Consider the following 21034-nt stretch of genomic DNA (forward strand, 5'->3'; position numbering starts at 1 on the left):
GTCCACTACTTCATCAGGTGGCATTCCACGCCTTCGCGCGGACCGGACTGCTCAAACGAACTAAGTGCCCAATCGCCCCAACGTCGCTCGCCTGAAGGCCGCTGGCGCTCAAGCTTGTACGTGTAAAGACCGCACTGCCGTGGACGGCCCTCAAACTGGGCGTCAGCAGGACGCACGCCGCAAAGGAAGCCCTCGAACGATTCGTACTCGAAGCCTTCGCGCTCTTCCACCTGACCTGGCGCCAAGACGCGCGGCTTAGTTCCGGCAACCTCAGCAATTTTGCCTTTCAGCACCTTTTGCGCCGTTCGAAGCTCGGAACTCGCACGTGCGCCGTCAGGACAAGGCTTACCCACGGAATAGACCGCGTACTCCATATAGAGTTGACGCTCCTTGAGCTCAGCCACACGCATGCCAAGTTCCTTGAACTGACCGTTCAGCTCAGCAACGTCAGCGCCATACGTGTTCTCCATGGCGGTCAAGATAGTCTCAGACTTTGAAGCCAGGTCCTTGATACGGCTCCAGTCCTCAGCCAGCGTGGCCCCACGCCGATACTCACCTTCAATCGCGTTGAGGGCGTCCGTAAACTTCAAGAAGTCGCTCGGATCCATCTCGGCGTGAAACTCATGAGCCTCCGTGATCTTCTTCTCGATACGCGTGGCTTCGCGCTCAGCATCACCAATCGCAGGTGCGAGTGAGTTCTGACGAAGCTTTTGGTCCTCAATCCAGGGGGCGAGACGCGCCATGAAGGCGTTGGCGATTTCCTGGCGTTGACCGTCATCATCCTTTGCACACGCATCGAGCCGGCGGTACTCAAGCTCTCCTCGAGCCCCGGGGAAACACGCCTTGGGCTCTTCGTATCGGAGAAGTTCGTCGCGAATCGCCTTTGACTTAGCCGAATGCTGTCCGAAGAAGCGCGCGAGCTCGTCGATCTCGTAGTTCCCTGGTCCTTCAACGCGGTCAAGGTATGACTCGCAGTAGGTTCGCCAATCTTCCTCAAGGAATCGCGGGAAGGCGCCTTGTTCGCAGTATTTGGGGGTGCCACAGCTCGAAGCCAGCAGCCCCGTGATCATACAACCCGCCAACAGCGCCCGAGTCATCGGGTCCAACTTGGTGTCCATCTCAACTCCTCTTGTGGAATGATTCCGCCCGCTACAAGCCTTTGTGCGGACATCTGTAAAGTCGTAACGCCATCTTCTTGCGCTACCATTCTGAGCGCGTCAATGCCATTACCCTTTGAAATTTCGGATCGTAGCCGTGGCGAAACTTCCAGGAACTCTGTGACAGCGATGCGCCCGCGGGTTCCGCGGCCTTCGCAAACTTCGCACCCTTTGGACTTGAAGGCTTTGCCGTCTTCCCAGTTCATGGCCTCAGAGAGCTCGTCGCTTAGTGACGTCTCGGTCTTGCACGCAGGACAAAGTCGTTTTGCCAGACGCTGTCCAACCACCGCGATCAGCTCGCTCGCCACGGTGTCGGATGGGACGCCAAATTCAGTCAGGGCACGCACACCGTCGATGGTGTCTCGGCCAGTGATGACGCCAATGACGAGGTGTCCGGCACGGGACGCTTTGACCGCCGTGTGCGCAAGCTCAGCGTTGTCGATATCTCCAATCAATATTGCGTCAGCATCATCTCCCATCACTGAGGTTAAGGCTGCTGCAACGCCGAATCCGGCACGAGGGTCGACCTTGATCTGATAGACGTTGGCCAACGAATACGTCACAGGGTTTTCGACCGAAATCACCTTTCGCGTCACGTTCTCTGCGACATGGCCGATCGTGGCGTACATCGAGGTCGAACGCCCTGAACCAGACGGCCCGACCACCAAGATCAGGCCCGAGCGTCGGTCACAAAGGTGGCGAAGCCGCTCCGCAGAACCTTCCGGGAATCCGAGCTCCTCAAGAGTCTGCACCCTGTGGTCCTGAGGAAGGATTCTAAGGGTCACCGTCTCGCCGAACTGCGTAATCTGTGTTCGAGCGCGGACGTCGTAGATACGGTCGGCCAGGCGCCGCTGAAAGTGGCCTTGCTGAGGTCGGGTACGCTCGGCTTGGTCCATCCGTCCGCTGACCTTCACTAGGTTGACGATGCCACCGAGTCGCTCCGCGTTGAGCTCAAACGATTGCGGATGCAGGTCGCCGTCAATTCTAAACCTCACTCGCACCTCGCCCTCATGACGCTCAAAATGTACGTCACTCGCACGGCGCTCGATGGCTTGGTTGAGCAGGGCCTCGAAGAACGAAATCGTCTCCGCATCAAATTTCGGAGCAGCCTGCTTCGCCGGTGCCGGCGCGCCCAAATCGACTTCAGGCTGAGGCTCTTTGCGGTCGAGCGCGCTCCACACAATCTCATAATCAGTAGGCGAGATAAGCCCGAGGTCGATCGTGACAAGGTTGAGGGCGGCCGCGAGCTCATGCGCCTGTGCATAAGGGTCCGAGGTCACAACCTGCAGCACTCCCTGATGTTTCATCACAGGAATGATCCGGTTATGACTCATGAACGCGCGAGGCATGCTCTGGACGAATTGCTTGTCCATATGCCGCAGCACTTGCTCGGCGGACCAAAGCTTCATGTCGTTTTGCTTGGCGAGCGCCTGATAGATATCACCTTCCTGGACGTAATGGCCTTCGAGCAGAGCTTCACCGAGTTTCTTACCCTTCACATCTGCCTCCATCGCCGCCATTTCCACTTCGTGCCTATCCACCACACCCATTTCGACGAGGATATCGCCCAGCAAAGGCTTCACCGTGAGCTCTCCCAGGTACTCTTCCTTGAAGCTTGAGTCGGTGTAGCGTTTCATGCGCACGAGCTGCACGCCCGAGCCCTGGATCAATGGCGCTACGAGGCTTCCCTGATTCCCAAGTCGTTTGGCCAGTTTTTGAGGCAATTCCTTCATGCTCGCTGAGACCAAGATCCCATCGTACGGGGCGTTCGCTGCGTATTGTTTGAGCGTGTTCCCGTAGAGCACCTGGACGTTCTTAAAACCTAGCTCGGCCAGTCTCTTCGCGGCGAGCTTGGCCTGGTCTTGGTCTTTCTCCACGGAGAAGACCGAAGTTGCAAGGCGCGAAAGAATCGCCGAGATATAGCCAGAACCCGTGCCCACATGAAGGACGGTCCCGGCGTCCTTTAAGCCCATCGCTTGTACCATTTTGGCAGCGATTTCAGGCGCGTGAGCGGTTTCCCCATTATCCAAAAAGTCTGCGTGTTTGACCTCACCCATCGCTTTCAAAACGGCGGGATCGTGGATGCCACGCTTCTTCAACCAATCAATACCAACTTCACTCAAGGCAATCCCCTAATGTGGCGAATGTCGCACGTCTAACAATGTTCATCTAAAGCTATTGCTGATGAACCTTCGTAGTTGGGATTTGGTTTGATGGCAAGGAAAACGCGCGAAAAAGGCGCGCGAGCGACCCTTAGGACTTCGACTTGAGGGCGTCGATAATCTTCGACTTGGCTTCGAGGTGCCGGTCTTCGAGGTCGAGGAGTGGGGCGGGCGTACGAGAAAATGCCTCGATGAGTTCTTTCTCGATCATCGCCAGTTTGAGCCGCGTCTCCGCATCAGCTCCAACCGCGAATTGGAGCTCGTGATCGCCTTCCTCGCTCAGGCCGTGCAGCATACGCATGGCCTTTTCTTCCTCAGGAAGGAGGCCCTCGAATCCTTGCTCAACACGCTCTTGAGTTGTCGTTGAGGGTGCTATACTTCTTCGTTTATCGTTCAAAGCCAATGCCTCCTGACGCGCGTCGGGCGCCAAAATGATGGGTGCTCTTTTTGTATGTGCCCGCGCTTTGGTCCCGCAGCACGCTTTTCTTTATAGGACCTCAGCCATCAGGTGGCAACTTTTTGGCACCTATTTTGGGTCGATTTCCTCTGATGCTGATGAGCGCTTGAGAAGCGTGCTTTTCAGAACGAAGAGGACCAAAATTACCCCGAGAATGATGAGCACCCAGCGCGTGTATTGAGTCACAAACCCCACGAGCTCATCGAGGTGATACCCAAGAACCATGCCCACTCCCACCAACATCGCGTTCCAGAGTGCGGCGCTAATTCCAGCGAGCAAAGCCACCTTTCTCGCCTCTACCCCCGACATGCCGGACGCCAAAAAGATCAGCGCGCGAAACGCGGGAATGAATCGATTCATCAAAAGGTAATATGTGCTCCGTCTGGCGAGGTGGCTCTTGATCTTCGCCAGTTTCGGTGCAACTTTCTCGGACTCGACAAGGCGGCGCGCCCAATGCCCGTCTGGCCGATTGACGAGCCATTGACCTAACCAATAGTTAAACATCGAACCCATGATGCTCCCCGCGATTACGCTCCCCCATACGCCCCACCACGGCCAGCCGGCGGCGCCGACCAACACCGCGCCCACAACCACGACCGTGTCACCGGGGAACGGCGGGAACACGTATTCAATGAGCGCCCCGAGCCCGAGTATTAGAATCCCGACCCACGTCGGGAACTGATTGAGCCATTCAAGGAAGTTTTCAACCCAAGGCATGTTTCACCATGAACGCGAAAATAGAGTCGATCCAGAGCACCATTGATACCCTTCTTACACGCTTCGACGCAAAGGTGGACACGAAGGTGGCCATCGTCCAACCCGGCGCCTTAAAAAACGCTGCCGAGGTTTTGCGCTCGAACTTGCCGCTCGATAGGCCATGGCTTGTAGCCGTGGACCAAAATACCTGGGAGGCGGCCGGCAAAGATTTGGCTGCTGGGCTCGATGCCGCCGGTGTAGCCTGGGAGCGGTGGGATGTGCCTCTGGTTGACGGTGAGACCGAGCCATTCTGCGATGATGAGCGCGTGGAAGCTTGCCAGAAAGAACTCGGAAAAGGATTCGGTGCAGGGGTGGCGGTCGGGTCCGGAACCATCAATGATGTGGTCAAGCTCGCCGCTCATCGCCTGAATTTGCCAATGGCGTGTGTGGCCACCGCTCCGAGCATGAATGGTTTTACCTCGGGCATCGCCGCGGTGCTCTCCGAGGGCGTCAAAACAACAGTGCCGTGTACGGCTCCAAAGGTCGTGATCGCCGATCTGGACGTCTTGGCCGAAGCCCCTCAACGCATGATTCAAAGCGGCCTTGGGGACCTCCTGAGTAAGCCAGTATCCAACGCAGATTGGGCACTCTCAGCCATGCTGATAGGCTCGGTACACTCCAAAGAAGCCCTCGAAGTCATCGAAAAAGGCTCCGACATGCTCAACGATGTCGCGCCTCGACTTCCTCTCAAAGACCGCGAGGCTGTTGCAGGTTTGACGGGCTCCTTGATCCTCTCCGGCATCGCGATGAGTGTGGCGGGATCTTCATCCCCGGCATCCGGAGGCGAGCACCTGATCTCGCATTATATCGACATGACCGGACATGCCTTTGACCTTCCGTGCGATTTTCACGGCTGTCAGGTCGGGGTCGGCACTCTGACGACTGCTTTCCTCTACGAAAAGTTTAGGACGTTGGATCCCGCCGGAATAGACGTAGACGCACTGGTCGCCGCGCATAAACCCTGGGACGAGTTCGAACGATGGTTGGAAGAAGTCTTCGGCCCTTTATTTGAGGCTGTCTCCAAACACGCGAAGGCCGGCTATCCAACCCAAGATGAACTCAGAGCGCGGTTGACCGTTGTCAAAGAGCGCTGGGCGGAGTTGATGGAGGCCATCAAGCCCGGACTAAGGACGTCCGGGTCCATCGAGGCGGAGCTGCGTGAGGCCGGCTGCCCCGTGCGTTATGCAGAACTGAACGTGGATGAAGGCCGCGCGTCAGACGCCATTAAACTCTCCAAAAATATCCGAAACCGCTACACCATCCTTCATCTGGCAGCCGAACTCGGCGTTCTCGATGGCTGGGCGGACGAAGCGATGGAGCGCTTCTACAGATGAAGTCCTATCCTCTCGGTCTGAGGTATATGGTCGAGAGCGCGCTCTTTTTCAGCGTGATGAGCGTTTTGGTCAAGATCGCTGGCCAGAGCGTTCCGGTGTCCCATATCGTGCTCGCTCGAACCAGCGTTGCCTTCGCGATGAGCCTCGCCATTCTTCGGTCTCAGGGGATTTCGCCGTGGGGCGTTCGCAAAGATCTGCTGGCCTTGCGAGGATTCCTCGGTGTGGGTGGGCTCGTGTGTTTCTATTCGGCGTTGACGATCTTGCCCTTGGCCGATGCGACGACCATTCACTACACAAACCCAATCTTGGTGGCTTTGTTGGCCGGGTTTTTCCTGGGTGAGAAAATCACGCGTGGCATTGTTGTGGCGAGCGCATTGTGCGTGGTGGGAGTGGTCTTGGTGGCGCGGCCAGGCTTTCTTTTTGGAGGCGCAGCCTACGACCCGATTGGGATTTGGGCGGCGGTCGGAGGTGCGTTGTTTAGTGCGGCTGCCTACACCACGGTGAGGAAGCTCGGGCAGACTGAGCATCCGGTTGTCACTGTGTTTTGGTTTCCGATGGTGGCGCTGCCTCTGGTGCTTCCATGGGCCATTTGGACGGGAACGGTCCCAACGTTGACAGAGTTCGCCATCTTGTTGGGCGTGGGTATCAGCACGCAACTCGCTCAAGTTCGCATGACTCAGGGCCTGCAGTTGGAGTCGGCAGCGCGTGCTACGTCCATCACCTACCTTCAAGTCGTCTTCGCTTTCGTGTGGGGCGTCCTTCTCTTCGGCGAGATTCCGACTTGGACGGCCGTTGTGGGCGCCGTCCTGATTGTCGCCCTCTCCAAGAGGGCTCTCTCGTCTTAGACATTTGGGACTTTTACAGAACACAGGTATGCTGGGGTGATGTTTGTGATTGGTGACCAATGAAATACGCCCTTTTGATTTTCGTGTTTGCTCTCGGCTGTGCGGAAGGTGAACTCCCTCTAGACTACTCAGACAGCGGCATTCCGCCCGCTCAAGACGTTGGATATGTCCCTCCGAAGAACGATCTCGGAGCCGACGAACCCGACATGGCACCGGACCTGCCAGACCCAGGCTGCAGAGAAGGGCAGCCTGGCTGCGAGTGCACCGACGGAGTCACCGAGCCATGCCCCGGAAACTCGGAAGGTACGTGTGACCCAGGAACCCGCACATGTGTGGAAGGAAGCTGGGGCACGTGCACCGGAGTCGTCAGCGCCTCCACCGAGACCTGCAACAACCTCGATGATGATTGCGACGGCGAAGTCGATGAGGGGCTCCTTGACGCAACCTGCGGCGTGGGCGTCTGTGAAGTCACCGTGGCTACGTGCGTGAACGGTCAGGCTCAGACGTGTGAGCCTGGCGAGCCACAAACCGAGATTTGCAACAACCTTGACGATGATTGTGATGGCGAAGTCGATGAGGGCTGTGAATGCCAGCCATCCGACACACGCGCATGTTATTCCGGAACCTCGGTCACCCGAGAAGTAGGTGAATGCCAAGACGGCGTTCAAACATGCGGGGCAAACGGTCAATGGGGCGCATGCGAAGGCGAAGTGCTTCCGGCCACAGAAATCTGCGACGGACTCGATAACGACTGCAACCCGGCGACCGAAGACGGCTCAGCCGACCCTGCCGCCGGAGCCGCGTGTGACGGTCCCGACTCAGACCTCTGTGAAAACGGCACCACGTCCTGTGTGGCCGGTGAAATCGCCTGTGACGAAGACCCAGACCTCAACCAGACCGAGAGCTGCAACGGAATGGATGATAACTGTGACGGCATCATCGACAACGCGAATCTGGACGACAACCCAGTTTGCTCGTTCGTGGATAACCTCTATCTGGGCTCAGTCAGCGGTGATACCGGCTCCGACACCTTGTCAGATTCCTGGTATGACGAAGAGTTTGTAGAGTTCACCGTGGTCGAAGATTCAAGCTCGAACGTTTATCTCTCGGCCACGATTACTCTTGTGAGCGCCCCGGGCACCGACTTTGACCTCTACGTGCGCTGTGACGGTTGTTCTCAAAGTGTGGTCGGCTCCTCGATCAGCACGAGTCCCACCGACGTGGTGAGGGTTAGGCGCAACGACTCCTTCGCGAGCAGCGATACATTTGACGTGGTTGTCGAAATTCGGCATGCATCGTCTACAGCTTGTGGTGATTGGGAATTGACGATTCAGGGGAATACGTCTGTCGCCACGGCAACCTGCTTCTGATTCGCGCGACACATTGAATGAATTTTGTTAAGAAACACCCTCTCGCGTTTTTCGTGCTGGCCCTCATTGTGCTCCGAATCCCAATGATTTGGTGGTATCCGGCGCCGTTGACCGACGAACTTTTTATTATCGACCAATCCTTCTACGGGCCGGGAAGACGCCTCCCGATGCTGCCATCGCTCATCGATATGGCCACATGGGTCGGCTTTGGAAACTGGATGAGCGGCAAGTTTATTGCCATGGTAACGGGGGTGCTCACCGTCATACCCGTCTTCTACATGACTCGACGTATCGAGCCCGACCCACGCGCAGCATGGCTTGCCGCAGGTCTCACCGCCATCAGTCCGCTTGTCGTGCGTTGGTCCTTGCGCTGCATGACTGATGTACCCTTTACGCTATTTCTTACGGCGAGCATCGCGTCCGCGGTCTACTGGGTCTATGAGCCAAAAACTCGCAATCTAGGCGCCTTCATGGGCTTTGCTGGCCTCGCCATGCTCACTCGCCCCGAAGGACTCTTCATGATTCCGCTGATTCCGGGCGTGATGATTGCGCATATGATTCGCCTCAGGGGTGAGGGGTTAGTATCTGCTCTCAAGTCTACCGCGTTCAGCATTTGGGGGCTCATACCCTGGGGGCTCTGGGTCTACTGGCGCCTCGTGGTCAACGCTAAAGACGCCTACACGGGCACTTTTTCCAAAAACCTAAAACGCATAAGCCTGGACTATCTAGGCGAGATGTCGGCGCATTTTGGCTCGTACACCATCACGGGTTTCTACATCCTCGGACCAGTCATTTGCCTCGGTGTGCTCGCCTACGCTGCGTCACTCGCTGAGAAACCAAATAAAGACCGGTTCTGGGCAGGCATGGGCGTGCTCTACGTCATCCTGGCCACCACCTTCATCAGCTGTGTTCACTGGTTTTTCAGCATCCGCCATATGGTCTTCATGTTTCCGGCGATGATTTCTCTCGCTGTGGTTGGTCTCTGGCATTACCGCGCACGTTTCCCACGCACCGTTAAGGGGCTCTTCGTGGCTCAATTTCTACTCTCGGCGCTGGTCTTATGTGTCGGGCTCTGGGTCACCAAAGACTCATTTCTGGACATCAAAGTTGCGGCTACAGCGGCACGTGCAGACGGATTCAAAGGCACCGTCAGGGCAACAGATTTCAAGCAACGAAAAACCGAGTATTTTTCGGGTGGCAACGCAATTCCCTTCAACGCTAAACATAAGTTTAAGGCAGGAGAACGCATCCTACTCGACTCATTTATGTTGAGCCCCAAAGGAGTTGATCGTCATCTAAGCTCTCTCAAGCGCAGCTATAAGATCCGCGTGATAGCAGATGCCACATCGAGACAAGGCCAGTTTATGGCAGATGATATCGCGGAGTCTGTGCGCGAAAACGGAAACTATCGGATCGTCATGAATCGACTCTTCAAATGGCAAAACTTTCGAACAGTTGTCGTGGAAATCGAAGGCCCCAAATGACCAAGCGAATCAACCTCCTGCTCGCAGCAATCCTCGGGATGAGCTCCTGCGCAACACCACCTCAGAAACCGGAAATAGCGACTACCGCCAACGCCGCGCCTGCCAAAAGCTGGGAGCGTCCAGACCTCGTGCCGGTCAAGAGCGAGACACAGAATATCGTCTTTAGAGGCGCCACGATTCTGACCGCCAACGGCGAGCGATTGGAAGAGGCGGACCTATGGATTCGAGACGGGAAAATCGTCGCTCTCGGAAAGGATATAGAGGCCCCCGAAGCCAAAGAGTTTGACGCGAAAGGCCGTTGGCTCACACCCGGGCTCATCGATACTCACTCTCATTTAGGAGTCTATCCAGTCCCCGGCGTGGAAGGACATGGAGACGGCAACGAGGCGACGTCGCCGAATACCGGGCAGGTTCACGCGTTGCAGAGTGTTTGGCCGCAAGACCCAGGGTTCTACGAGGCGCTCAAAGGTGGCGTCACGGCCCTACAAATCCTGCCCGGCTCGGCAAACCTGGTGGGTGGCCTCAGTGCAACTCTGCAGATGAGACCCGCCGTGTCTGCCCAGGCCATGGTTTTTCCGGGCGCACCGCTCGGTATGAAGATGGCGTGTGGCGAGAACCCGAAGCGCGTCTATGGTCAGAAGGGCGGTCCATCTACTAGGATGGGGACCTACGCCGCATTTCGTCAGATTTTCCTAAAGGTGAAAGACTATCAGCGGGCACAGGCCCGTTTTCAGGCACAACATGAGGCGTGGAAGGCTAAGCCGGGAGCCAAGCCTACCGATGAGCCGCAAGCACCACCGAGGGACGTCGCCATGGAGCATCTTTCGGGTGTTTTCAAAGGGGAGATCCTCGCGCACGTCCACTGTTATAGGGCGGACGAGATGGTCCAGATCCTGGAGCTCGCCCATGAATTTGGCTTCCCCGTGCGGTCTTTTCATCATGCGGTAGAATCCTACAAAATCCGCGATATTTTAGCCGAATGGAATGTTGCGACCTCAACTTGGGCCGATTGGTGGGGCTTTAAGATGGAAGCGTACGATGCGATTCCTCAAAACGCTGGCTTGCTAGCGGATTCAGGGGCAAAAGCCATCATCCACTCGGACGACGCGATAGGCATCCAACGGCTCAATCAAGAGGCCGCCAAAGCCTATTATTCTGCACTGGAAGCCGGGTTAGAGGTTTCCGAAGACGAGGCGCTTCGATGGATTACGGCGAATGCCGCATGGGCGCTCGGCATCGACCACCTCACAGGCACTTTGGAAGAAGGGAAACGCGCGGATATCGTGGTCTGGACCCATCACCCGTTCAGCGTCTATGCGCGCCCGGAACGCGTCTACGTCGAGGGCGTTTTGGAGTTCGACCGCCAGAATCCAAAGGCTTCGTGGAGCGACTTTTTGGTGGAGCAGCAATGAGAACCCTACTTCTAATCATCGTTTTGGTCCTTGTAGCGTCACCGGCTGCAGCTCAAGTGCTCATAAAGAATGCCCGAATCTACGATGAGTCCGGGCAGCTCATCACAACGAATATACTGACCGGCGCGGACGGTAAAATCGCCACGATTGATACTGTGATTCTTGCCCCGCCGGGCGTAAAGACGATTGATTGCGGCGAATGCATCGTGACGCCAGGTCTCGTCGAAGTGGGAACGCCAGCTGGTCTCGTGGAAGTTTGGTCGGTGGCTGGAACCCGAGACCATACCTCGGGTCAAACAGACGCAATTCGGGCGTCCTTTCAAGCCGCAGATGGCATCAACCCGGATTCAGCGGTCCTCCCCGTGATTCGATCTGGCGGCATTACGTCCGTGCTTAGCGTTCCGGCTGGGGGCATCATTTCGGGGCAATCCGCATGGCTTGACCTGGCCGTGCGACCTCTCGTCATCAACCCGAACCTCGCGATGCACGCGAACCTCGGCGAATACGGAAGTCGCGACAAAGCAGCCTCAAGGGCGGACGTAGTCCTGCACCTCAGAGAGGTCTATGAAGACTTGGACTTCTTCCTCGCAAACCAGGCAAATTTCGACCAAAACCGGTCTCGGGAACTGGGTGCGAGCAGGCTCGACCTCCTTGCGCTTCAGAGGACGCGACAAGGAATGCCCGTGGTCATCGAGGCGCATCGTGCGAGCGATATCGAAAAGGCTATCGAACTCGGGAAGGAGTTGGGGATTGAGATTGTGATTTCAGGCGCCACGGAAGCGTGGGTTGTGGCCGAGAAGTTGGCTCAGGCAAAGGTGCCCGTCATCGTAAATCCGATTCGAGATCTTCCGTCCAAGCTCGACCGAATTAGAGCGCGCGAGGATGCCCTTGGTATCCTCGAGAAGGCGGGAGTAGAGATTATCATCTCAAGTTTTGACGTTCACAGAGCCAATACTCTGCGCCAAATCGCCGGAAATGCGGTGGCTTTTGGCATGACACATGCCGGCGCGATTCGTGCCGTGACCACCGTGCCTGCGGCGGTCTTTGGCATGCAGGGATACGGGCAGATTGAGGTGGGCGCCCGTGCGAATCTCGTCGTCTGGAGCGGGGATCCGCTAGAACTGAAGACCTCGGTCAGGCATATTGTTGTCGGTGGGTTCGAGGTCGAAAATCGCTCTCGCCAAACCGACCTGCTTGAAAAATATCGAAACCTCGATAGGCGCGCCGCACCTGCCAAAGCGCCTGCACAATTTGAAACACCTTCTGCGGAACCGACACGAGGAGAAGGTCCGCGCGGAGCGTTTTCGGTAGAATAATTTTATCTAAACCTGGGAGTCGAAATGTCAGCAAAAACTATCGGTCTGAGCGAAGAACTTCACGCCTATCTTGTGAGCGTTGGCTTACGCGAAACAGACGTGCAACGCGAATTGCGCAAGGTTACCGCCGAACACCCGAAGTCGAATATGCAGATTTCGCCGGAACAAGGCGCCTTCATGCAGTCGCTCATTCGTCTCTCTGGCGCGAAACGTTGTTTGGAAATCGGCACGTTCACGGGCTACTCGGCCCTGAGTATGGCACAGGCTCTGCCGGCCGAAGGCCAGGTTGTATGCTGTGATATCTCAGAGGAGTTTGTGGCTGTGGGCCGACCTTTTTGGAAAAAGGCTGGCGTAGATTCGATGATTCACGTCCACATCGGCCCAGCCCTCGACACCCTAAACTCACTAGAAGGGCCTTTCGACCTGGCCTTTATCGATGCGGACAAAGAAAACTACCGCGCCTATTACGAAGCATGTCTGGAGTTGGTCCGGCCAGGTGGGCTCATTCTGATCGATAACACCCTCTGGAGTGGTCAAGTTGCTCATCCCGAGTACGACGATCCGGAAACCACTGCAATTCGTGAACTGAACGCGTTCATCCATTCCGATCCCCGCGTATTTCCTACGCTTGTGCCTATCGGAGATGGTCTGACTTTGGCCGTCAAATCTCCGGGCATCTAAATTTCCTGAACAAAATTCGCAACACTTTTCATTTTTGGCCGAAAACAAGAAGGAGGTTTCTTCTTCGAGGTCATTATGGTTTCAAAAGAACATGCGAAACTAGAATTGTTGGTGGACGCAAACATATCCGTGATCCTGAGGTGGTTAGGCATCGAAGGACGAGCAAGACCCGAAAGGACCTGCGAGTTGGATGAGCGTGAATTTCGAGCAATATTTGTTACACTCTTTGAGGCCTCCACCTTAGAGTGGCGGAGGCGGTGTTTGGAGGTTGATATGCAGAAGTTAGATGTTCTTCAGGAAATGGAAGAACGAGCCAGGCAACGAGGGATGGAGGCGGGACTTGAAGAAGGAATCGAGAAGGGGATTGCCGAAGGAATCGAAGAAGGACTCCGGTCGGCGATTCGAAAGATCTGCGAAAAGCGCGGTTTTCAAATGACCGCCGAACACTCGGACTACTTGGCCAGCTGCCATGACCGTGGCGTCCTAGAAAACCTGCTTGAACGCGCGTTGATCGCGAAGAGCTTCGAAGAGATCTTTTCGGTCTAGCCCAGAATTTCGGAACGGATCCCTGCTAGACGTCTGGATGAGCCTTTGCTAGTTTCCGCCGCAATTTGAAACGCGTGGAGCGAGGCATGTTCAAAAAAGTACTAGTGGCGAATCGCGGTGAGATCGCGGTCCGAATCATGAGAACTCTCCGAGAAATGGGGATTAAGTCGGTGGCCGTTTACTCCGAGCCAGACCGCGAAGCCCTTCATGTCAGATATGCAGACGAGGCCTACTGTGTTGGGCCCGCAGCTAGCGCCGAGAGTTATCTTCGAATCGACAAAATTCTGGAAGTTGCCAAGAAATCTGGGGCTGAGGCCATTCACCCTGGCTACGGCTTTCTCTCGGAGCGTGCGCCATTTGCGCGCGCCTGCGAAGAGGCTGGCGTGGTGTTCATCGGTCCAAAACCTCATGCCATTGAGGCGATGGGCGACAAAACCGAGGCCCGCAAACTGATGCTCAAGGCCGGCGTGCCTTTGGTTCCTGGCACCAAAGACACCATCGAGGACGCGTCAGAAGCCCTTCAGGTAGCGAAGGAAATGCGTTTCCCGGTACTCATCAAGGCCTCAGCGGGCGGCGGCGGAAAAGGTATGCGTCGCGTGGACCGCGAAGAAGACTTCACCGCAGCATTTGAAGGTGCGCGCCGCGAGGCCCTCGCCGCCTTTGGAAATGGTGACGTCTATATTGAAAAATATGTGGTGAACCCAAAACACGTGGAGTTCCAAGTTCTTGCGGACGAACATGGGAACGTGGTTCACGTGTTTGAGCGCGATTGTTCGGTTCAGCGTCGCCACCAAAAGATCATCGAAGAAACACCGTGTGCCACTCTTCTTCCCGAGACGCGCCGTAAGATGGGTGAGGTCGCGGTAGCCGCGGCCAAAGCCGTGGATTACGTCGGCGCTGGAACCATCGAGTTCCTCCTCGACGTGGACCAGAACTTCTACTTCCTCGAGATGAATACCCGTCTTCAGGTCGAGCATCCGATCTCCGAGATGCTGACCGGAATCGACCTGGTGAGATGGCAGGTCAAGATTGCTGCGGGCGAGAAACTCACCCTTGGTCAGGACGATATCAAGCCTCGTGGACACGCGCTCGAGTGCCGTGTTTATGCGGAAGATCCCGAAAATAACTTCATGCCTTCTCCTGGGCATATTCGATACCTTCACGCGCCATCCGGTCCTTGGGTCCGCGTTGATTCAGGCGTTTATTCTAACGCGACCGTCCCCGTCTTCTACGACCCGATGGTCGCCAAACTCGCTGTTTGGGGTGAAGACCGGCAGCACGCCATCGACCGCATGAAACGGGCCCTTGGTGAGTACGTGGTCAGTGGAATCGCAACGAATATCGCGTTCCAAATCGAGGTTCTCGACCACCCAGACTTCAGGGATGGTGGATACGACACGGAATTCGTTCCGAACTATCTCAAGAACCGCGAGCCATCGGAGAATCCTATGTTGGAAATCGCCGAGCTGGCGGCCGTGCTTGAGCGACATCGCCGAGACGAAGAAGTCGCCGAAGGGGCCATGGGTTCAGGCCAAGCGCCTCAGGCCAAGGCGAATCCGTGGAAACAATATGGCCGATTCCAACAACTTCGCGGCGTACGCCTGATTTAAGGAGCCTAAGATGCCTAATTATTTTGTAAGTGGTGGCGAAGAGGACCGAGTTTGGAAGGTCGAGACGCTTCAGGATGGATGTTACGAAGTCACCGCACCGAGCGGAAAGACCTACCAGGTAGATGCGTTTGCACCCGATGCAGGCAGACTTCACCTGATGCTTGGAAACGAGTCGTGGGACCTCGATGTGCGTGAAGACAAGTCGCATACTTACCACGTGCAGTGGCGAGGCCAGACCTTTGAGCATCATGTGCTCAATGAGCGTCAGAAGCGCATGGAGGCGGCAACTGGCGGTAAGCGCGACGTAGGTCCTGAGCTTCTGAGCCCGATGGCCGGCAAAGTCGTGGCTGTTCAGGTAGAGGCTGGACAAGCTGTTACCGAAGGCCAAGTCCTGTTGATCGTCGAAGCCATGAAGATGGAAAATGACCTCAAGGCGCATAAATCTGGAATCATTTCGGAGCTCAAAGCCGTCCAAGGAGAGGCAGTTGAAGTAGGTGACGTCCTGCTCACCATTGCCGACGAATAGTTCTTTTGAAATTGGATCATTGAAGATGCCAAAACACGACGGAGTGCGTTTCCTTCAGCCTCGCTTTACGCGGGCGCTTATCATCGAAAACCCAGACCCGGAGCTCGACGAGCTTCTGCGTGCGCAGGGGATTGAACCGGAGAGATTGCCCGAAACAGCAACGCTCGACCGGCAGTTCATCATCGACCGCCTGCGCGATGGCCAGCACGACCTGCTCTTTAAGCGCAGCCGCTTTGAGGTAGACGCCGAGGTGCTCGCAGCTTCCGAGAACTTGGCCGCCGTGATGCTTTGCTGCATAGGGGATGATTCGGTGGACAAGGTCGCGTGCGCGAATGAGGGCATCATGGTGATGAACGACCCGATTTCCAACGGCCGCTCCGTCGTGGAGTTGGTGTTCGGAGAGCTCATCTGCCTCTCGCGCCGTATCTTCGATGCCGTGGAAAAAACTCGCGACAGCCGTTGGACCAAAGACTCCATCCGGCGCTACGAGCTAAAGGGCAAGACTCTGGGCATCATCGGTCTCGGGAATATCGGTAAGGCTGTGGCGCAGATGGCGCGGGCTCTTGAGATGGACGTGGTCTTCTATGACAACCGTGAGCTCTCCAGAGAAGTCGGCACCACGCTCGGCTGGACCTTTGCCAAGAGCGTCGACGAGGTCTTTCGTCTTTCAGACTTCGTGACGGTCCACGTCTCCGCTGAAGACCACAAGGGGCGCACGAATAAACACCTCTTGAGCTACCAGCAATTTGCGCAGATGGGAGCCGACCGGCCCGAGAATAGCCCCAAGATATTCTTGAACCTCGCCCGTGGATTCCTCTTTGAGCCGGAAGAGCTCAAGCGGGCTGTGCGCGATGGCCATATCCGCTACGCCTCCGTGGATGTTTTCCCAGAAGAGCCTGGCTCAAAGAAGGACGTGTGGGCCAATCCGTACGGGGATATGCCTGAGATCGTCTCAACTCCGCATATTGGTGCCGCCACCGAAGAAGCCCAGCCGCGCATCGCGCAACATATGGCCAACACGGCGCGACTCTTCAATCTCTACGGAACTGTGCGTGACACTGTGTATGCGCCCGGGCAAACCATCGGTGTGGACGGTGCTGAGCCACCTTCCATCCTTTCGGTGGTCCACTCGGACAAGCGGGGTACCAAGAAGGCCGTGGCCGATGCCATTTTCGAGGCTGGATTCTCGAACCTTGAGTCGTCGCACCGCGACTTCCCCAAGTACCAGTTCGCCTACGACCTTAACGCTGTGGACCAGCAGATGAACGAAACGCAGATTAAGGCGATGATTGAAGCTGCGCGCAAGATTTCAGGTGATTCGAACGCTATCAGGTCCGTGAGGGTGATTCCTCAGTAACCCGCGATAACACGAGGTGGACGTGCTCGAAGAATTCAGATCCGAAGGTATCGTCGAGACTAAGGGACATTTTAAGCTCGACGAGTCCGCCGCGCGCGAGAAGCTCCAACAATTCCGCCTCAAGGATCCCCACGCATGGGTGCTCGAGTTCGTAAGGGCCGCGCAGCTAGGCGGTGTGGCCGATATTTTCTTCACTTTCTCACCAAGCCTTTGGCGCTGCGAGATTCCGGGGCTCGAAGTCCCCGTGGAGGTTGCGCGAGACTGGGTTCAGGCGCCCTTTGCGCCGTTGAACACCAAAGAAGCCCGTGTCATGCGCTACCTCTCGATTGGGCTAGGCACCATTCAAGGACTCAAGCCCAAAAAGATCCGATTCGAATCTGGCGGCAGGGAGCACCGGCTGGCTTTGGAGATTTCGGGGCAGTCCGAGACCGAGGTTACTCCAGAATACATGGTCGGAACCCTGATCGAAGTTGAAGGTAGAACGTGGCATGGCGTGAGTCGGTTCTTTGAACAACTCTTCGGCAATTTGGCCGAAGTGACTCACCTAAAAGAATCCTGCAGATTCGCGAAAGTCAGGGTCACGATCGACAAAGAGTCCATCAACAGAGATCCCTTTCCAAATTCCGCATGGCACGTCCCAATCCAGTCACCACGAGAAGACGGGGTGCTCTCCCTAAATGATAGCCACGGTAAACTACTTTACCTTCAACAGTACGGCGTCAAGATCGAGGAAGTCAAAGAGCCGAGCTACCATCCGTGGGACTCATTTGGGGCCGTGGTAGAGAGCCAGTCGGTTAGGACAGACCTCGGCGCTTCCAAGGTGGTTCGTGACCAGCACTTCGAACAGGTGATGTCGCTGGTCGGTATGGCGTGGGCGCGTGCCGTGGTCCATAGGTTGGAAAATACGCCCGAGCACCAATGGGGAGATTTTGTAAAGGTTGCTCTGAAGAGAATTGCATTATCAAAAGAGAAAAATAAGACGATCACCCCGAGCTATGCGCTCCTCTGGGAGAAGATAAAAGATGTTCCGGTTTGGCCCGCGCTCGTTGGACCAGAACAGAAAAAACGCCTGATTTCGACTCAGGAGCTATCCGATGTGCCAGGCAAACGTCTGAACTACGTGACACAGGATTGGCCAATCGGGATGATCAGTGAGAACGAGATTCTCTTGCGGGCAGGGTTTAAGCAAGGCGTGAACTCGAGCGGCCAGCGCTACGACGGTGTCTTTGTGGGAGAAACCGCGATTCAGACCATCGAATTGCTCGTCGATAAGAAGCATTACTCCTACCAGAGTGTGATTCAGGGGCGCGAAGAGTTTCACCTAAACAAGTCCCGATGGAAACAAAGTCCGGTGGAGGATGCTCGACTGACGAGGGTGCAGGTGCAGTCTCGTTTAGAGCTAATATCCAAAGAGAGCGGAAAATGGGTCGTTGAGGTCGGGTTTGGCCATGGTATTGGCGGCACTCAGGCCGTTTGCATCAAAGAAGGCCGTCTGCTCTCCCGTACACGGCATGCGCAAGGGCCCGACGTGGCGATCATGATTCAGGGAAACTTGCCGCCGGATCAGTCCTTTAGGCGCCTCGACCCGAACCACCAAGACGTCCACGCTCTGGTCCAGACTCTTGCGTTCGAGACCGCGAAGCTCGCACAACGGGTGCTTTATACGCCGTTGAGCGGTGGTGTAGAACGGCCCCTACTCAACAAGATTGCCCGAGAAGTCCTCGTCCAGATGTTGGCCGGCGAGTTAACGATTTCGATAGCTAGGGGCCTCGGGGTTTCTGAGTTGATAGGGCGCAAGCTCGACTATGCCCCGCCGGTTTCAATCGGTACGGATAGTAGTCTGACGCCTGAGCAAAAAATCGCGTTGATACGGCCTCAGATCACCTCGGTATTGCTCTTTCGGTTCGGCTCGAGATGGAAGTCGCTAGAGCAGATCTTGCAGTCCGCGGTGCCCCACAAATATATCATCTACACCGAACACCAATCTATCCATCACGTGGTGGAAGATGCGCTCTACCTGACACCGATGGACTTCCGAGCGTTGATCCCGCTGCTCTTGGACAAGTTGGTGGAGCACGTGCCAGAGGGCGCTCAGACTCGTCCAGAGCCTCAGAGTCCGCGGCCGCGCAATGTGCCCAAACCTGCGCCGAAACCCGTGGAAGAGCGTAGCCATCGTGGCGAGGATCCGTACACAGATCGCGTGGTCGCTTGGCTCTTGGGTGTGTGCCAGAGTGTGTTCGGAGAGGCGAATCTTCGAGGGATGCGTACCTTTGAGGGCAATGGGAAGCAGGTCGCGCGGCTGAGGTATGATCGCGTTGAGCTCGACACCAAGCATCCTGTGGTGGCAGCTTCAATGGCCAGGCCAGATGACCAGATACTGATGCAAATGGTCGCGTCCAGCGTCTACACGGTGGTCAATCAAGAGTTGGAGGTTGTGACAGACCAGCACGAGTTCAACTTCGTGTCGACGCTTGTGCATGGCTGCGCAGCGCATCTCCCACCATCATAACAAAGATTATTGGCAGAGAGAGGGTTTGCCCGGCGAACCGATGAATGAGTCAGGACCGGCTACCGGCGTAGATTCAAGGCACCAGTTTTCAGGGTTGTCGTTGGAATCCACGTCCTCAAAACCGGGACGGACTCCTAGGCTGATATCTTCCACGATTTCCAACCCAGGACTCTCCAGTTCTGGGTCGGTCGGTCTCAACTCACTGCTCACCCAACGCACAGAGTCCAAAATCTGGAATCCCTCGGGAGAAAAATACTGGACTTCAATGCGTCTTTCCCCCGAATTGGCGAAGGAGATCAGATTTCCCCATGTGCCAAAATCGAAGTAATTTCCAGCGCCCATGATTTCTAAGAGTGGAAGTTCTGGGATCTCAAAACGCGCGAATACAAAATAGGAACCGGGTTGGATGTCCTGAAGGCCGTTGAAGATGGCGAGCTGTTCGTCCGAGGATGGCTGAGAGATGACGACGGTGCCGCTGCGGCCCATCTCATTGTGCAAGACCAGGGAAATGGCCCTTGGATCGATCGGACCAACCCCAACGTTCTTCACTTCTAGATATTCGCCGATCTCGCCACCGTTTGCCTGTGGGCCCGTATTGATCATGATTTCTGTAATCACGAGCTCTGGTGGCCCACTCGGCAGGTCCGGCTCCATGTCCTCAGGAGGCGCCATATCCTCGATAGGCTCCATATCCTCGACGGGCTCTGAGAGGTCTTCGGGCATGTCCTCGATGGGCATGTCTTCCCGTATATCTGCATCCATATCCACGGCCCCCGCTCCCTCATAAGGGAACGAGTCGATATCGAACACCAGGTTACAGCCGCTGGCGCCGAGCATGAGCAAAATCGTGGCGTAGGTGGTCTTCATGGGTTCATTTATGGGCGTTCTTAAGGCTCTCCACAACCTCCGAGTAGGAGGTGTTCTCCACCACACGCGTCATGATCTCGGTGTACTTCTCCACAAGATCCATGCGGCCGGAGTTTCGATAATGCTCGATGATATCGTGGAGCTTGACGTAGGTCTTCTCGCTGTTGACGAAGTAGGCGGCGGCGCTCAGGGTCGCCTGAATTCCAGCGCGGCTGATCGACGAAGACTTCGCTCGAAACTTGAACTCTTGGCCCTCGCTATTCAAGATTCCCAGCGTGGCTTCCGCCTCGGCCTGCGAACCCTTCGCGGTATCATCGCTAGACAAGATGCCTCGGATATTAAACTCCGAGAATTTGATCGAGTTCAAAGAAGTGAAATCGCGAGCGAATCTAGATTTCAACGCATTAAAAAACGCATCGATCGTTCCGACACCCTCGGATTCGACTTGGAAATCGGATCCATCACCATTTGCTAGGGTGGCAGAAACGCGGCAGGTGCCTTCGTCCAAGCTCTCGAAAGTCTGATATGACCTCACCCTGAGTTCAACGTACTCATCTTGTAGGATCTCGCGCATCAATGCGAGCATTCGTTCTTGTTTGTCCATGTGCTTCCTTGCTTGGAAAGTTCGCGTCGGTTCTGTTACCT

18 protein-coding genes are annotated in these 21034 nt (G+C 56.0%); 12 read left to right on the forward strand and 6 right to left on the reverse strand.

What is annotated here, in order from left to right:
- Positions 1-5 precede the first annotated feature (5 nt).
- The 4 genes from FRD01_RS19505 to FRD01_RS19520 all read right to left on the reverse strand — a co-directional run bounded on the left by FRD01_RS19505 (position 6) and on the right by FRD01_RS19520 (position 4493).
- Positions 6-1118: a hypothetical protein gene (locus FRD01_RS19505; RefSeq protein ID WP_146962612.1), complete on the reverse strand. Its 1113-nt coding sequence runs from the start codon at positions 1116-1118 to the stop codon at positions 6-8.
- Positions 1094-3280 carry an ATPase, T2SS/T4P/T4SS family gene (locus tag FRD01_RS19510; RefSeq protein WP_146962613.1) on the reverse strand — a complete coding sequence of 729 codons (2187 nt, stop codon included), beginning with the start codon at positions 3278-3280 and terminating at the stop codon, positions 1094-1096. The genes FRD01_RS19505 and FRD01_RS19510 overlap by 25 nt, the downstream gene beginning before the upstream one ends.
- Positions 3281-3410: 130 nt before the next feature.
- Positions 3411-3716 (reverse strand): hypothetical protein, encoded by a 306-nt coding sequence (locus tag FRD01_RS19515; protein ID WP_146962614.1) that lies wholly within the window; start codon positions 3714-3716, stop codon positions 3411-3413.
- Positions 3717-3845: 129 nt separating this feature from the next.
- Positions 3846-4493 carry a DedA family protein gene (locus tag FRD01_RS19520; protein ID WP_146962615.1) on the reverse strand — a complete coding sequence of 216 codons (648 nt, stop codon included), beginning with the start codon at positions 4491-4493 and terminating at the stop codon, positions 3846-3848.
- 8 nt (positions 4494-4501) lie between these two features.
- Here FRD01_RS19520 and FRD01_RS19525 point away from each other — a divergent pair, with 8 nt between their 5' ends.
- From FRD01_RS19525 to FRD01_RS19580, 12 genes are all read left to right on the forward strand, one after another.
- Positions 4502-5866 carry a sn-glycerol-1-phosphate dehydrogenase gene (locus FRD01_RS19525; protein WP_146962616.1) on the forward strand — a complete coding sequence of 455 codons (1365 nt, stop codon included), beginning with the start codon at positions 4502-4504 and terminating at the stop codon, positions 5864-5866.
- The gene (locus FRD01_RS19530) at positions 5863-6711 is read left to right on the forward strand and encodes a DMT family transporter (RefSeq protein WP_146962617.1); all 849 of its coding nucleotides are present in this window, start codon (positions 5863-5865) and stop codon (positions 6709-6711) included. Before FRD01_RS19525 ends, FRD01_RS19530 begins: the two co-directional genes overlap by 4 nt.
- Before the next feature lie 59 nt (positions 6712-6770).
- Positions 6771-8081 (forward strand): MopE-related protein, encoded by a 1311-nt coding sequence (locus FRD01_RS19535; protein WP_146962618.1) that lies wholly within the window; start codon positions 6771-6773, stop codon positions 8079-8081.
- A 17-nt stretch (positions 8082-8098) separates the two neighbouring features.
- Positions 8099-9565 carry an ArnT family glycosyltransferase gene (locus tag FRD01_RS19540; protein WP_146962619.1) on the forward strand — a complete coding sequence of 489 codons (1467 nt, stop codon included), beginning with the start codon at positions 8099-8101 and terminating at the stop codon, positions 9563-9565.
- Positions 9562-10977 carry an amidohydrolase gene (locus FRD01_RS19545; protein ID WP_146962620.1) on the forward strand — a complete coding sequence of 472 codons (1416 nt, stop codon included), beginning with the start codon at positions 9562-9564 and terminating at the stop codon, positions 10975-10977. Before FRD01_RS19540 ends, FRD01_RS19545 begins: the two co-directional genes overlap by 4 nt.
- Positions 10974-12293: an amidohydrolase family protein gene (locus FRD01_RS19550; protein ID WP_146962621.1), complete on the forward strand. Its 1320-nt coding sequence runs from the start codon at positions 10974-10976 to the stop codon at positions 12291-12293. The genes FRD01_RS19545 and FRD01_RS19550 overlap by 4 nt, the downstream gene beginning before the upstream one ends.
- 24 nt (positions 12294-12317) lie before the next feature.
- Entirely contained in the window at positions 12318-12974 is a 657-nt protein-coding gene (locus FRD01_RS19555; RefSeq protein ID WP_146962622.1) for an O-methyltransferase, read from the forward strand.
- Between the two features lie 273 nt (positions 12975-13247).
- The gene (locus tag FRD01_RS19560; RefSeq protein WP_146962623.1) at positions 13248-13520 is read left to right on the forward strand and encodes a hypothetical protein; all 273 of its coding nucleotides are present in this window, start codon (positions 13248-13250) and stop codon (positions 13518-13520) included.
- Between the two features lie 86 nt (positions 13521-13606).
- A complete protein-coding gene (gene accC, locus FRD01_RS19565) occupies positions 13607-15130 on the forward strand; it encodes an acetyl-CoA carboxylase biotin carboxylase subunit (protein WP_146962624.1) in 1524 nt (507 codons plus the stop codon).
- A gap of 10 nt (positions 15131-15140) precedes the next feature.
- Entirely contained in the window at positions 15141-15656 is a 516-nt protein-coding gene (locus FRD01_RS19570) for an acyl-CoA carboxylase biotin carboxyl carrier protein subunit (protein ID WP_146962625.1), read from the forward strand.
- 25 nt (positions 15657-15681) lie between these two features.
- Positions 15682-17013 carry an NAD(P)-dependent oxidoreductase gene (locus FRD01_RS19575; protein ID WP_146962626.1) on the forward strand — a complete coding sequence of 444 codons (1332 nt, stop codon included), beginning with the start codon at positions 15682-15684 and terminating at the stop codon, positions 17011-17013.
- Positions 17014-17035: 22 nt separating this feature from the next.
- Positions 17036-19522: a hypothetical protein gene (locus FRD01_RS19580; protein ID WP_146962627.1), complete on the forward strand. Its 2487-nt coding sequence runs from the start codon at positions 17036-17038 to the stop codon at positions 19520-19522.
- Between the two features lie 6 nt (positions 19523-19528).
- Here FRD01_RS19580 and FRD01_RS19585 read toward each other — a convergent pair whose 3' ends face one another.
- Positions 19529-20389: a hypothetical protein gene (locus tag FRD01_RS19585; protein ID WP_146962628.1), complete on the reverse strand. Its 861-nt coding sequence runs from the start codon at positions 20387-20389 to the stop codon at positions 19529-19531.
- A gap of 4 nt (positions 20390-20393) precedes the next feature.
- Positions 20394-20993, reverse strand: coding sequence for an alpha-isopropylmalate synthase regulatory domain-containing protein (locus tag FRD01_RS19590; RefSeq protein WP_146962629.1), 600 nt, complete (start codon positions 20991-20993; stop codon positions 20394-20396).
- Positions 20994-21034 lie beyond the last annotated feature (41 nt).

This window comes from Microvenator marinus, assembly GCF_007993755.1.
Taxonomy (GTDB): Bacteria; Myxococcota_A; Bradymonadia; order Bradymonadales; family Bradymonadaceae; genus Allomicrovenator; species Allomicrovenator marinus.